At 56.5% G+C, this 12970-nt stretch carries 12 protein-coding genes; 3 read left to right on the top strand and 9 right to left on the bottom strand.

Features of this window, described 5'->3' with window-relative positions; translation table 11 throughout:
* Nucleotides 1–48: 48 nt before the first annotated feature.
* The 9 genes from recC to rppH all read right to left on the bottom strand — a co-directional run bounded on the left by recC (nucleotide 49) and on the right by rppH (nucleotide 10016).
* Nucleotides 49–3423 carry an exodeoxyribonuclease V subunit gamma gene (gene recC / locus MOQ06_RS03310; RefSeq protein ID WP_242170977.1) on the bottom strand — a complete coding sequence of 1125 codons (3375 nt, stop codon included), beginning with the start codon at nucleotides 3421–3423 and terminating at the stop codon, nucleotides 49–51.
* Nucleotides 3424–3435: 12 nt separating this feature from the next.
* Nucleotides 3436–3759 (bottom strand): prepilin-type N-terminal cleavage/methylation domain-containing protein, encoded by a 324-nt coding sequence (locus MOQ06_RS03305; RefSeq protein ID WP_176609579.1) that lies wholly within the window; start codon nucleotides 3757–3759, stop codon nucleotides 3436–3438.
* Nucleotides 3744–4148, bottom strand: coding sequence for a DUF2509 family protein (locus MOQ06_RS03300; protein WP_242170960.1), 405 nt, complete (start codon nucleotides 4146–4148; stop codon nucleotides 3744–3746). The genes MOQ06_RS03305 and MOQ06_RS03300 overlap by 16 nt, the downstream gene beginning before the upstream one ends.
* A complete protein-coding gene (locus MOQ06_RS03295; protein WP_176609577.1) occupies nucleotides 4145–4705 on the bottom strand; it encodes a prepilin peptidase-dependent protein in 561 nt (186 codons plus the stop codon). Before MOQ06_RS03295 ends, MOQ06_RS03300 begins: the two co-directional genes overlap by 4 nt.
* Nucleotides 4696–5160 (bottom strand): prepilin peptidase-dependent protein, encoded by a 465-nt coding sequence (locus MOQ06_RS03290; RefSeq protein ID WP_148421134.1) that lies wholly within the window; start codon nucleotides 5158–5160, stop codon nucleotides 4696–4698. Before MOQ06_RS03290 ends, MOQ06_RS03295 begins: the two co-directional genes overlap by 10 nt.
* Nucleotides 5161–5344: 184 nt before the next feature.
* Complete coding sequence (gene thyA, locus MOQ06_RS03285) at nucleotides 5345–6139, bottom strand: thymidylate synthase (RefSeq protein ID WP_006811817.1); 795 nt, start codon at nucleotides 6137–6139, stop codon at nucleotides 5345–5347.
* A gap of 6 nt (nucleotides 6140–6145) precedes the next feature.
* On the bottom strand, nucleotides 6146–7021 hold the full coding sequence (lgt, locus tag MOQ06_RS03280; RefSeq protein WP_022649236.1) for a prolipoprotein diacylglyceryl transferase: 876 nt from the start codon (nucleotides 7019–7021) through the stop codon (nucleotides 6146–6148).
* A 205-nt stretch (nucleotides 7022–7226) separates the two neighbouring features.
* Nucleotides 7227–9473, bottom strand: a complete 2247-nt coding sequence (gene ptsP, locus MOQ06_RS03275; RefSeq protein ID WP_148421130.1) for a phosphoenolpyruvate--protein phosphotransferase — start codon at nucleotides 9471–9473, stop codon at nucleotides 7227–7229.
* Between the two features lie 12 nt (nucleotides 9474–9485).
* Nucleotides 9486–10016 carry an RNA pyrophosphohydrolase gene (rppH, locus tag MOQ06_RS03270; RefSeq protein WP_063451936.1) on the bottom strand — a complete coding sequence of 177 codons (531 nt, stop codon included), beginning with the start codon at nucleotides 10014–10016 and terminating at the stop codon, nucleotides 9486–9488.
* A gap of 684 nt (nucleotides 10017–10700) precedes the next feature.
* Between rppH and mutH the strand changes: the two genes are divergently transcribed.
* From mutH to MOQ06_RS03255, 3 genes are all read left to right on the top strand, one after another.
* Nucleotides 10701–11393, top strand: coding sequence for a DNA mismatch repair endonuclease MutH (mutH, locus tag MOQ06_RS03265; RefSeq protein ID WP_148421128.1), 693 nt, complete (start codon nucleotides 10701–10703; stop codon nucleotides 11391–11393).
* Nucleotides 11394–11521: 128 nt separating this feature from the next.
* The gene (locus MOQ06_RS03260) at nucleotides 11522–11740 is read left to right on the top strand and encodes a YgdI/YgdR family lipoprotein (protein ID WP_003862794.1); all 219 of its coding nucleotides are present in this window, start codon (nucleotides 11522–11524) and stop codon (nucleotides 11738–11740) included.
* Nucleotides 11741–11871: 131 nt separating this feature from the next.
* Nucleotides 11872–12912 carry an NADP(H)-dependent aldo-keto reductase gene (locus tag MOQ06_RS03255; RefSeq protein ID WP_193354907.1) on the top strand — a complete coding sequence of 347 codons (1041 nt, stop codon included), beginning with the start codon at nucleotides 11872–11874 and terminating at the stop codon, nucleotides 12910–12912.
* The last annotated feature ends 58 nt before the right edge of the window (nucleotides 12913–12970 follow it).

The following is a 12970-nucleotide window of genomic DNA, read 5'->3' as shown; positions in this document are numbered from 1 at the left end:
GGTGCATCATAAATGAACACCTCATACTGCGCAATTTTTATACAGCACTCAGGACTGATTAAATTTAAACAACGGTAACAGGTAGCGTTGTGCCTCTTCCGTGATAATGTCGAAGTATTCTGGCTCAAGCGTGCGCCATAAGCGCTGATACCAGACATCTTCACCTTCGCCACGCACCATCATATTCCCTTCGTAGGCCTGCAAAAACTTGCTGCGCGCTTTTTGCAGCGAAGCATCATCCGTTAACATGGCATCATTCTGCGCGTCGTAACAGGCTTTTATCCACGCCCCCCCACTTTCAGGCAGCAAAAGCAGAGGTTTGTTCATTCCCTGCCGGTAACCTTCAATATAAAGCGACAGATACGACAGCGCCTGCTCAGGCTTCATCGGTGGGAAGCGCCACTCGCCGTCCTTACGCACAAACAGCCGGCTTTCGCCTTCGTTACCACCCGTACTGTAGACAAGATGTTCGAGCCAGAGTTGCAGGCCATGTGAAACGCTGAGCAGGGACGGACGCCAGCGCAGCAGCCCGTCAGACTGCACGTGGGTGAGCCAGCCGCTGAGGTGCACACCGTTACAATCGAGATCGATTTCAATGCTGCTTCCAGGCTGCCGACATGCGATAACGCGGTCAGCAAGGGCTCGCATCTCCTCGCACTGGGCATCCCAGACGATTTCTCCAAAAGCCCCGTACGGTAATAGCCCGGATGCCCGGTAACGACGGAACAACTTGCTGGCATCTTCCTCATCGACCAGCGCATTCAGAAGCTGGGAATTGAGCTTAAAGCGCTCCAGCCCATCCAGAATAAACGGTTCGGCATCCGGGATTTCGCTCTCTTCGGAGCGGAAGTTCACCTGCAGGCGTTGCTGGAAAAAGGCCCGAACCGGGTGCGCCCAAAAGCGCTGCAGCTGCTCAAAGGTCAAAGCGTCAATGACGCGCGGCTCAAGCTCCTGAATAAAATCGGTTTGCGGCGTCCCCGCTTTCTTCGCGGCGGGAAGCCACTCCCGGGCGTAGCTCTGCTGTTCATCAGGAACATAGTTGACAGGATCAAACGGCATACGTGAATGGTGACAGGTGATATGCGCTTTCACCCGACGCTCGCTTTCGTCGCAGTTAAGGGCTTCATCCCCAGGCAGGTAGTGACTTTGCCCGATGTAGTCCACCAGCTCCTGCACCAGCACGGACGGGAAACGCTCGCTGTTGTCCTGAATTGACCGCCCGATATAGCTGATATACAGCCTGCTCTGCGCAGAAATCAGCGCTTCCAGGAACAGATAACGGTCATCATCGCGGCGGCTGCGGTCGCCCCGCTTCGGCTGCGAGCTCATGAGATCGAAGCCCAACGGCGGCAGCGCGCGCGGATAAATGCCGTCGTTCATGCCGAGCAGACACACCACCCTGAACGGAATGGAACGCATGGGCATCAGGGTACAGATATTCACCGGCCCCGCAAGGAAGCGCTGGCTGATACGCTCCTGATCGAGACGCTGCGTCAGCTCATCGCGCAGAAGCGAAAGGGGAACCGCCTCGTGATAGTGTGAATTTACGCCCTCATCAACGATGGCCTGCCACTGCTTCTCGATAAGCGCCATGGCGGCTTCCGTTTCGCTGTCAGGCAGGAAGAAATCGTTCAGCATTTCGCGGCAAATTGGCAGCCACTCTTCAAGCGGACGAGGCTGCATCAGCGAACGACGCCAGCGATTGAGCTGCATCAGCAGCGAGGCTAAATGGCCGACCAGCTCCGCGATTAACCCACTGGATTCGTCATAGGGCAGCACGTCATTCCATTCGCCCTGGCTGCTCTCCATCGCATACCCCAGCAGCATGCGCGTCAGGCCAAACTGCCAGGTGTGCTGGCCTGTCGGAGGAAGCTCGAACTCCTGGACGTTATCATCGTCAATTCCCCAGCGGACGCCGGATTCGTTGACCCACTGGCGCAGGTAGCGCAGCCCTTCTTCATTGATATCGAAACGTGCCGCCAGCACCGGCACATCCAGCAAGGCCAGTACGTCCTCAGAAATAAACCGGCTATCAGGCAGCGAAAGCAGGCTGATAAAGGCCTGCAGCGCCGGATGAGACTGGCGGGCGCGGCGGTCTGAGATCGCGTACGGCAGGTAGCGATCGCCCGTTGCGCTGCCAAATACCGCCTGGATAAACGGGCTGTAGCTGTCGATATCCGCCACCATCACCACGATATCGCGCGGCGTCAGGGTTGGGTCGTCGTGCAACATAGCCAGCAGGCGATCGTGCAGAATTTCAACTTCACGCTGGGGGCTGTGGCATACGTGGATCGCGATACTGCGATCGTCGGGATTGAGCCTGCGCTTCTTATCGCTACGGGCAAATTCCTCGGCGGTGATCCCGGCAACGGCACGGTTTTCTAAATCCAGGATATCGAGCTGAATGTTGTGCAGCAGGCTGTCCGGCGTTATGTCCGCAAACGCATCCACATCGCCTTCACCGGAGGAGGTGATTTCCGAAAGCAGATAGATATAGTCGCGCCCAAGCTTGCCCCACGAGGCCAGCAGCGGGTTCGGCAGGTTCTGGATCCCCTCTTCATCAAACAGCTGCGCCGCGTTTTCGCTGTCTTTAAACAGGGGCACGGCGCGTTCTTCAAAGAGGCGCTTTCTCTGGCGGGTGACCAGTCGTGAAAGCCAGCGCGGATCCTGAATATCCCCCCAATAGTGACGACACGGGTTGGTAAAGAGAATATGGATATCAGTATGGTTACCCAGCGCTTTTAGCGCGTTCAGGTAGACCGGCGGCAGCGCGGAGATACCGCAAATGAACACGCGTGACGGCAGGCGAGCGGGCCGTTCCGGGGTGTTCTCAAGAATTGAGATAAACCGATCGTATAAATTAGCGCGGTGCCACTTAGGCTGACCAAGTTTTTCGGTATGCTCAACCAGCGCTTTCCAGAGCGGAGCCTGCCAGATTTGCGCTTCCGGCAAGCCATCCACCAGTTCACCGGCTTCCCAGCGAATCAGCCACTCCGCGCGGTAAACCAGATACTGGTCATAGAGGTCGGCGGTGCGTGAGGCCAGCTGGAAAAGCTTGCGCTTGTCGGTGTCGTCATTCAGATAGTGGCGCAGCATGGCAAACTCATCCTGCTCCAGCATGTCCGGGAGCAGCGTCATCAGCTTCCAGGCCATGCTCTGTTTGTTGAAAGCGCTCTGCTCAGGGATATCCGGCAGCACGCGTACAAACATCTCCCAGATAAAGCTCGCGGGCAACGGAAAGTCGATATTCGCCGCAATGCCAAATTTCTGCGAAAGGGACATTTGCAGCCACTGCGCCATACCGGTGCTCTGCACCAGCACCATTTCTGGCTCAAACGGATCGTCAAGACGCTCTTGCTCGACGATATACTCCATCAGTGCTTCCAGCACATCCAGACGATTTGAGTGGTAAACCCTTAGCATAAACGCTCCCGACTACCGGCTAACCGGGCAATGCAGACGCGTTAACGCGCCCTGCCGCCCCAGAGGAGAAATAAGTGTGACCGTGATGCTGACACATCCGGACTGCGTTGTCTGCCCCCGACTGACCTGCCAGCCGGGCGGAAGCGGCAACGTTGAGAGCTGCGACTGATTCCAGGCATGCTGCCATAGTTCGCGATACTGGCTCAGCGCCGTAAACCGCGTTGCCAGCGCGCGATAATACCCGGTCAATGCCGTGACAACCACAACCAGCAGCATCATTGCCAGCAAAGCCTCCACGATGCTAAATCCTTGTTGCTTACTCAGGGTAACTGACATAGCGCACTCTCCTTAAGCGGGCAGAAATCGCTCCAGCCGTGGGTAGAAAACCGTATCTGCCCTTCCGCCACCTCTCCTCCTCGCCACAGCAGCAGGTCGTCATTGCCGGCGATGAGCAAAACGCGCTCGTCAAACCGCCGTAAGCAAACCCGCACACGCTGCACCTGCCTGCACTGCACCTCCGGCTGCAAAGCCCAGCGCTGAACCCGTCCCCACTCCAGGGCAGATTGCACGGCAGCCTGCTGGCGGACAAAATGGCTCTCGCCACTTACCAGCATGCTGTAGGTTTGCAGCTGCTGGTTTAATCCGGTGAGGATCAGCGTGCCGAGCATCAGCATAAGCAGAACCAGCGCCAGCGCCAGCGACGCCATTCCCCTCTGGCGACTCACAGGTTAAACCCCGTAACGCTATAGCGGACCGAAAAGGGCGCGGTCAGTGCACCTTTGCTGCGGCCGCTCAACTCAAGCGTCATTACCGGTGCAAAGCCAGGATGGTCGGATTTGCTGACCCAGAACTGCTCGATGAAGATCTGCTCAGGGTCGGTGAGTTTATCCCAGCCCTTACCCTCACAGGATGTCGCGCCCCGCAGCGTTTCAAGCGAACCGGCCTCAAGCCGATACCCCGTGCTGTCATTTTCTGACGCGGTGGCATCCCACTGGCCGTTGCTGTTGGCATCCCATCGCACAATAAGACACTGCCCTTGCCTGCCGAGAGCCATTCCCTGCCCCTGGCAATGCCCGGCACAGTAGCCTGCTCTCTGGAGCTGTTTACCGATCGCGAGCAGACGCTGCCAGACCTCACCTTCCAGCTCAAGCTGCCCGGATTGCAGCAAAACGCTCCGCTGAAGCCCCGGCAGCAAACGCGACGTGCTGAGTAACAGAATGCTGCCTATTGCCATTGCAATCAGCACCTCCGTGAGCGAGAACCCTTTTTGATTTACTGACATCCAGCTTCTCCTGCGGCATTGCACAGCCGGATACGTCCGCCGTTTGAGACAATCACCCACCACGTACCGGCACGGCTCTCCACCCGTATATGTCCGGCCCACGCGGTGTCCCTTAAGCCGTAAAATCCCAGCGATGGCGTGATGTCGCCCATCGCGATCCCGGGCCACAGCGGCTTCATCGCAAAGGGGCTGGCGCTATCACACCCCGAAGCCGCAGAGCTGACCAGGCAGGCGTTTTCCCCGTCACTCTGAAGCGCGATCGTATGTTCGCGGTTGTGACGGTTAGCGTCATTACGCAGGAACACCAGGAAATCCCGCACCTGACAGGCGGTTTGCCAGAGCCGCTGCCGCTGCTGCCAGCGGTCCCAGCCGGAAAGCCCTGTGGCGCTGAGGATCACCACCAGCGAGATGGCAATAAGGGTTTCTGTCAGCGTAAAGCCATGTTCTTTTTTCATGGCGGGAGTGTGGCGGAATGCCCGTTTAGGCGCGAGCGGCAAACCATAGCGTTACGAGGCGCATTCCGGAGAATTTAGCCTGTTGCAGCGCGTTGCATATTCTCTGGAAACAGGCTCGAAGAACGCAACGGACGCAAAAAAAAACCGGCGCCAGGGAGCGCCGGTTGTGTCAGAATTTGCCGTATCAGATGGCGACAGGTGCCTTGATGCCGGGATGCGGGTCGTAGCCCTCAATCTCGAAATCATCAAAACGATAGTCAAAGATCGAGTCCGGTTTACGTTTGATCACCAGCTTCGGCAGCGCGCGCGGTTCGCGCGTCAGCTGGAGATGCGTCTGTTCCATATGATTGCTGTAGAGGTGAGTATCCCCGCCCGTCCAGACAAAATCGCCCACTTCAAGATCGCACTGCTGGGCCATCATGTGCACTAACAGCGCGTAGCTGGCGATGTTAAACGGCAGGCCGAGGAACACGTCGCAGGAACGCTGATAAAGCTGGCAGGAGAGCTTGCCGTCCGCCACGTAGAACTGGAAGAAGGCGTGGCACGGGGCCAGCGCCATTTTATCCAGCTCACCGACGTTCCAGGCCGAAACGATGATACGGCGCGAGTCCGGGTCATTTTTCAGCTGGTTCATTACCGTGGTGATCTGGTCGATATGGCGACCGTCTGGCGTAGGCCACGCGCGCCATTGCTTGCCGTAAACCGGCCCCAGGTCGCCGTTCTCATCTGCCCATTCGTCCCAGATTGAGACATTATTTTCATGCAGATAAGCAACGTTGGTATCGCCTTGCAGGAACCAGAGCAGTTCATGAATGATCGAGCGCAGGTGGCAGCGCTTCGTCGTCACCAGAGGAAAGCCTTCCTGCAGATTGAAGCGCATCTGGTGGCCAAAAATGGAGAGCGTCCCGGTGCCGGTGCGGTCGTTTTTCGGCGTGCCCTCGTCGAGCACTTTTTTCATCAATTCAAGATACTGTTTCATGATTCCTCAGGAAAGTTGTTGCTGTGGACGACGGCGATACGCCCAAATCATCATAATGGCACCCGCGACAATCATCGGAATGGAGAGGATTTGCCCCATGCTGATGTACTGTACCCATTCGCCGGTAAACTGTGCATCCGGCTGGCGGAAGAACTCGACGATGATACGAAACGCGCCGTAGCCAATCAGGAACAGACCGGAGACGGCCCCCATTGGGCGCGGTTTGCGGATATACAGATTCAGGATGATAAACAGCACCACGCCTTCCAGCGCCAGCTCGTAAAGCTGGGACATGTGGCGCGGCAGAACGCCGTAGGTATCGAAAATGGACTGCCACTCAGGATGCGAAGGCAGCAGCGCGATATCCTCTGCGCGGGAGCCCGGGAACAGCATGGTAAACGGCACGCTCGGATCGACGCGACCCCACAGTTCCCCGTTGATGAAGTTGCCCAGACGCCCTGCGCCCAGGCCAAACGGGATTAACGGCGCAATAAAATCAGCCACCTGGAAGAAGTTACGTTTGGTGCGTTTGGCGAAGATCACCATCACCAGGATCACACCAATCAGCCCGCCGTGGAAGGACATGCCGCCGTCCCAGACGCGGAACAGATAGAGCGGATCGTTCAGGAATACCGGGAAGTTATAGAACAGGACATAGCCGATGCGCCCGCCCAGGAACACGCCGAGGAAGCCAGCATAAAGCAGGTTTTCCACTTCGTTCTTCGTCCAGCCGCTGCCCGGACGACTGGCGCGACGGCCAGCAAGCCACATGGCAAAGACAAAGCCCACCAGGTACATCAGACCGTACCAGTGAAGCGCTACGGGACCAATTGAGAAAATAACCGGATCGAATTCCGGAAAATGCAGATAACCACTGTTCATCTGTCACCACAAGATGTTGTTATTCCGCTGAAAGTGGACAGCGGCTGAATTGCATTCCCGCCACTGGCAGGTGCTCCAAAGTTGCGAATAATAGCATAAGGCAGGCGCGGAGGATGCGCCTGAGATGTAAAAGATGTGTATATGGAATGGTGCATACTGATGCCCTCCCCCGTCTCTCTTATTCAACAGGAGGGATAAAGAGGGTTTAGCGGCCGCCGCGGATCAACCCGCCCATGCCGCGTCGTTCCATAAACGCAGCCACCTGATGGCGCACCTCGGCGGCAAGCTGTGCTTCCAGGCTACGCGCGGCCAGCTCGCGCGCATCGTCATGTGCGATATGACGCAGCAGGTATTTCACGCGCGCAACGGAACGCCCGTTCATGGACAGGTGACGGAAGCCAAGGCCAATCAGGATCGCCACGCACATCGGATCGCCGGCCATTTCACCGCACAGGCGCAAATCGATATTATGCTGCTCGGCTTCACGGGCTATCATCGCAAGGGCACGAAGCATCGCCGGATGCAGGCTGTCGTAAATGCTGGCGACGCGGGTGTTGTTGCGATCTACCGCCAGAATGTATTGCGTTAAGTCGTTGGTGCCGACGGAGATAAAATCAACGCGGGTCGCCAGCTGCGGCAGCATAAAGACCATCGAGGGCACTTCAAGCATCACGCCGATACGTGGTTTGGGGATCGCATAGCCGATCATCTCTTCCACTTCGCGTCCTGCTCGTTCAATCAGCCGCCGCGCCTCGTCGATTTCGTCAATGCTGGTGACCATCGGCAGCAAAATGCTGAGGTTCCCGGTGGCCGCATTGGCGCGCATCATTGCCCGGACCTGAATCAGGAAGATTTCCGGCTGGTCGAGCGTAATGCGGATCCCGCGCCAGCCAAGGCAGGGGTTCTCTTCGCTGATGGGCATGTAGGGCAGCTGTTTATCCGCGCCGACGTCCAGGGTACGCAGCGTAACGGGCTTATCGTTAAACATCTGCAGCATGCCCTGATACTGCGCGACCTGCTCCTCTTCCGACGGGAAGCCGCTTTGCAGCATGAAGGGTATTTCGGTACGGTACAGACCAATGCCATCGATGCGGCTGCCGAGCTTCTCTTCGTGCTCGGGGCTTAAGCCCGCATTGAGCATCACCTTTACCCGCTCACCGCTTTTCAGCTGCGCGGGCAGGTTGACGTCATCTTCCGCCAGCTTGCTTAATTCATTCTCTTCGCTAATGAGACGCTGGTACTCCTGGAGGAGAACCGGCTCAGGATCCACCAGCAATTCACCGCGATATCCGTCCACCACCAGCGTGCGCCGGTGCAGCACGGAGGGCTGAATGTCCGCGCCCATCACGGTCGGGATACCGAGCGCGCGCACCATAATGGCGGCATGGGAGTTAGCGGCACCATCGCGCACCACTACGCCCGCCAGCCTGTCCTGCGGTAATTCTGCCAGCGTCGTCGCCGAGAGCTCGTCCGCCACCAGCACAAACCGGTTCGGCCAGGCGTTTGCACCCTGAATGGTATCATCGAGGTGGAACAACAGACGCTGCCCAAGCGCGCGCAGATCGCCGGCGCGCTCTTTCAGGTAACCATCCGTCAGGACCGCAAACTGCTCGGCAAATTTTTCAATGACCTTTTTAACCGCCCACTCAGCCACCGCGCCTTTATCGACCTCGGCGAACAGCTCCCGTCGTAAGCGCGCATCGGACAGCAGGTGCGAATAAAGATCGAAAATGGCCGCCGTCTCTTTTTGCGCGCCTGCGGCAAAGCGTTTGCTGTAGCGACGAAACTCATTCGCCGCCTCTTCCAGCGCGGCGGTAAGCCGTTCGCGCTCGAGCGCTTCATCAAGCGTCGAGGCTTCGTATACCTGCTCCATCAGCGGCAGCGTGGCGTCCATCCAGCCTTCGGCAATGGCGACGCCCGGCGAGGCCGGAAGCGCGCGGATACGCGTATGACGATACTGGCCAAATAGCGCGGCGAGCTGAGACTGAGAGAGGATTGCGGCCATCTGCGTTGCCAGCGTGACGAGGAAGGATTCTTCGCTTTCATCATACTGACGCAGCTCGCGCTGCTGGACAACGAGCACGCCAAGCAGCTGGCGGCGCTGAATAATCGGCACCCCGAGGAAAGCGCGGAAGCGCTCTTCTTTTACGGAGGGGATATATTTAAAGCTGGGGTGTTTTTGCGCGTCAGCAAGGTTGATTGGCTCGGCCAGTCGCCCGACCAGCCCAACAATACCTTCATCAAACGCAAGCGTGACGGTGCGGCCCCGCGGTTTTTTTAATCCCCGGGTCGCCATCAGGTAGTAGCACCGTCGGTCATGGTCGGCCAGATAGACCGAACAGACCTCGGTTTCCATCGCAAGACAGATGTCCGTTACCAGAATGTTTAGCGCCTCGTTGAGGCGAGGCGCGCTGGCAACCTTTTCAACTATTTCTCGCAAGCGGGTGAGCATGATTTGCGTAGCTTAACCTCTTTTACGTCGCCAGGCAGGTGCGCTCTGCGGCTTAGGAGGCGTCTCCTGAAGCTGCATAACAGCACTTGCGAACTCTTTCATCACCCTACGGTAAACATCGCGCTTAAATGACACGACCTGACGAACAGGATACCAGTAGCTTACCCAGCGCCAGCCATCGAACTCCGGCGTGCTGCTGGTTTGCATATTGATATCTGAATCGTTGCCCACCAACTGCAAAAGAAACCACTTCTGTTTCTGGCCGATACAAACCGGCTTTGTGTCCCAACGCACCAAACGTTTCGGTAACTTGTAACGCAACCAGTTGCGGGTCGACGCCAGGATGCGAACATCTTTCCGGCTTAAACCAACCTCTTCAAACAGCTCCCGGTACATCGCTTGTTCTGGGGACTCTCCTGGGTTGATCCCGCCTTGCGGGAACTGCCAGGAGTGCTGACCATATCGCCGGGCCCACATCACCTGGCCCTGACGATTACAAATTACTATTCCTACGTTTGGGCGGTAGCCATCGTCATCAATCACCGGACTACCCCAAACTAAATCTGATATATGAATGATTGTTTCACACTACAGGGAGGCGGTAAACCACTCTCTTACAGGCCTGCAGCCTAATAACAATTGAATAACTCACAATTTTGTGGGGAGTTATAAACAGATAGAGGCGATCGAGACCATTTTTATTCACCTTTTCTGTGGATATAGTTGTGAAGAAGTACGGAATTACCGATGAACAACCTTTCAGACCACCTTATCCCCTCCGCCAGCCATTTTTAAAAATCCGTTTAATTTCATAATATTGATAGCATACAAAAGGGAGAAAAGGTGATTAACGTGACGATCGTCACATCAAAGATCCCCGTACTGATGAAAGATCGAACAGCGTCGGTTTTATCCACAGATTGTGCCAATAAGTTAGGCACAATTTGTGTGAAAATTCGATTTTCATCGCACGTCAAGGCTGTAAATTGAAACAGTAGTGAGGGTTATTCCCAGTTATCCCATTTTTCTGTGGATAACATGGTGTAAGATCCTGTTTATTGTCAGTGACCAGAATTGAACAACCCATTTTTTAGCCGTATCCTGACGCTTTCAGCGCTGAAAATTATTATTAAAATCATCCACATGGAATATTTACTCAGAAAAAGGTAAACTCTATCCACAAGGGATAAAATATCAGCTCATTTTTTAATCAAAAAGGTTGTTAACATGCATTCGCTCGCCCCATTGCCCAGTGCCCCCGTCAGTGAAGCCCAGCTGCTCCAGCAGGCGCAGCGTCTGGCTGGCTATACGCTGGGCGAGCTGGCGGTGATGGCGGGGCTGACGATACCTAACGACCTGAAGCGCGATAAGGGCTGGATCGGCGTGCTGCTGGAACGCTGGCTGGGCGCAAGCGCGGGCAGTAAGCCCGAGCAAGATTTTGCGGCGCTGGGCGTTGAACTGAAAACTATCCCCATCGACGCCCAGGGCAGGCCGCTGGAAACCACCTTCGTCTGCGTTGCGCCGCTAACGGGTAACAGCGGGGTGACATGGGAAACCAGCCACGTCAGGCATAAGCTGAAGCGGGTTCTGTGGGTACCCGTTGAGGGCGACAGGCAGATCCCGCTGGCAGAGCGTCGCGTTGGCGCTCCGCTGCTCTGGAGCCCTGACGAAGAAGAAGAGAGGCAGCTTTCCCAGGACTGGGAGGAGCTGATGGACATGATCGTGCTGGGACAGGTGGAGCGGATCACCGCCCGGCATGGTGAGGTGCTGCAACTGCGCCCGAAGGCCGCCAACAGCAAAGCGCTCACTGAAGCGGTTGGCGCACGTGGCGAGCCGATCCTGACGCTGCCGCGCGGCTTCTATCTTAAAAAGAACTTCACCGGAGCACTGCTGGCACGCCATTTCCTGTTGAAAACATAGTTTTTTACCAATTATGCGCTCCGGCTAACATAATCTCCCGCTTTTTAAGATTTCCCCCCTTTCACCTGTCGTAATATCAGGTTATTACTACACTATGATTTGATACGAGCCAGGTGAGGACGAGAACGATGAAAAAATGGGCAGTAATTATCTCAGCAGTCGGTTTAGCGTTTGCGGTATCGGGTTGTAGCAGCGACTATGTCATGTCAACCAAGGATGGCCGCATGATCCTGACCGATGGCAAACCCGAAGTCGACGACGATACCGGCCTTGTGAGTTACCGCGATCGGGAAGGCAATCAAATGCAAATCAATCGCGACGAAGTATCCCAGATTATCGAACGATAAACCGTTAAAGGTCAGTACCTTGCTGGCCTTTTTGATTTTTTCCTTCCCCTTTTGCCTTCCCTCTGCCATGTTTATATTCCTTTGTCGGGAGGTTCCTGACGCGGTCTGTATATCTTTAAAGGAAACCGGCTATGCATTATCACCGTATCCCCCACAGCGCTCTGGAGATCAGCCAACTGGGGCTGGGCACGATGACATTTGGTGAACAAAACAGCGAAGCCGATGCCCATGCACAACTTGATTACGCGGTCAGCCAGGGCATTAACCTGATTGACGTGGCGGAGATGTACCCTGTTCCTCCTCGCCCGGAAACGCAGGGCCTTACCGAAACGTACGTTGGCAACTGGCTGGCGAAACGCGGCAATCGCGAAAAGCTGGTTATCGCCTCCAAGGTCAGCGGCCCTTCCCGCAATAACGATGCCGGGATCCGCCCTAACCAGATCCTCGATCGCAAGAATATCCGTGACGCGCTGGATGCCAGCCTTAAGCGCCTGCAAACCGACTATCTCGATCTGTATCAGGTGCACTGGCCGCAGCGTCCGACGAACTGCTTCGGCAAGCTCGGCTACGCGTGGAACGAAAGTGCTCCGGCCGTGACCCTGCTGGAAACGCTGGAGGCGCTCGCGGAGTGCCAGCGCGCGGGTAAGATCCGCTACATCGGGGTTTCCAACGAAACGGCGTTTGGCGTGATGCGCTACCTGCATCTGGCCGATAAGCACGACCTGCCGCGTATCGTCACCATTCAGAATCCTTATAGCCTGCTGAACCGCAGCTATGAAGTGGGCCTGGCGGAAGTGACGCAGTACGAAGAGGTGGAACTGCTGGCCTATTCCTGCCTGGGCTTCGGTACCCTGACGGGGAAATACCTGAACGGCGCGAAGCCCGCCGGCGCGCGAAACACGCTTTTCAGCCGCTTCACCCGTTACAGCGGCGAGCAGACGCAAAAAGCCGTTGCGGCCTATGTGGATATCGCGAAGCGCCACGGGCTCGATCCGGCGCAGATGGCGCTGGCCTTCGTGCGTCGTCAGCCGTTTGTCGCCAGCACCCTGCTGGGCGCGACGACCATGGAGCAGCTGAAAACCAATATTGAGAGTTTCCACCTGACCCTCAGCGAGGAGGTGTTGGCGGAGATTGAAGCGGTGCATCAGGTTTATACCTACCCGGCACCGTAATAAAAGCATCGGCAACGCGCGTTGCCGTTTGTTGTGTTTTCACCCTCTCCCGGCGGGA

The organism is Enterobacter sp. I4, from assembly GCF_022669095.1.
Lineage (GTDB): Bacteria > Pseudomonadota > Gammaproteobacteria > Enterobacterales > Enterobacteriaceae > Enterobacter > Enterobacter pasteurii.
The sequence above is the reverse complement of the archived record's forward strand: the minus strand, read 5'-3'. Positions and strand labels throughout refer to the sequence as shown.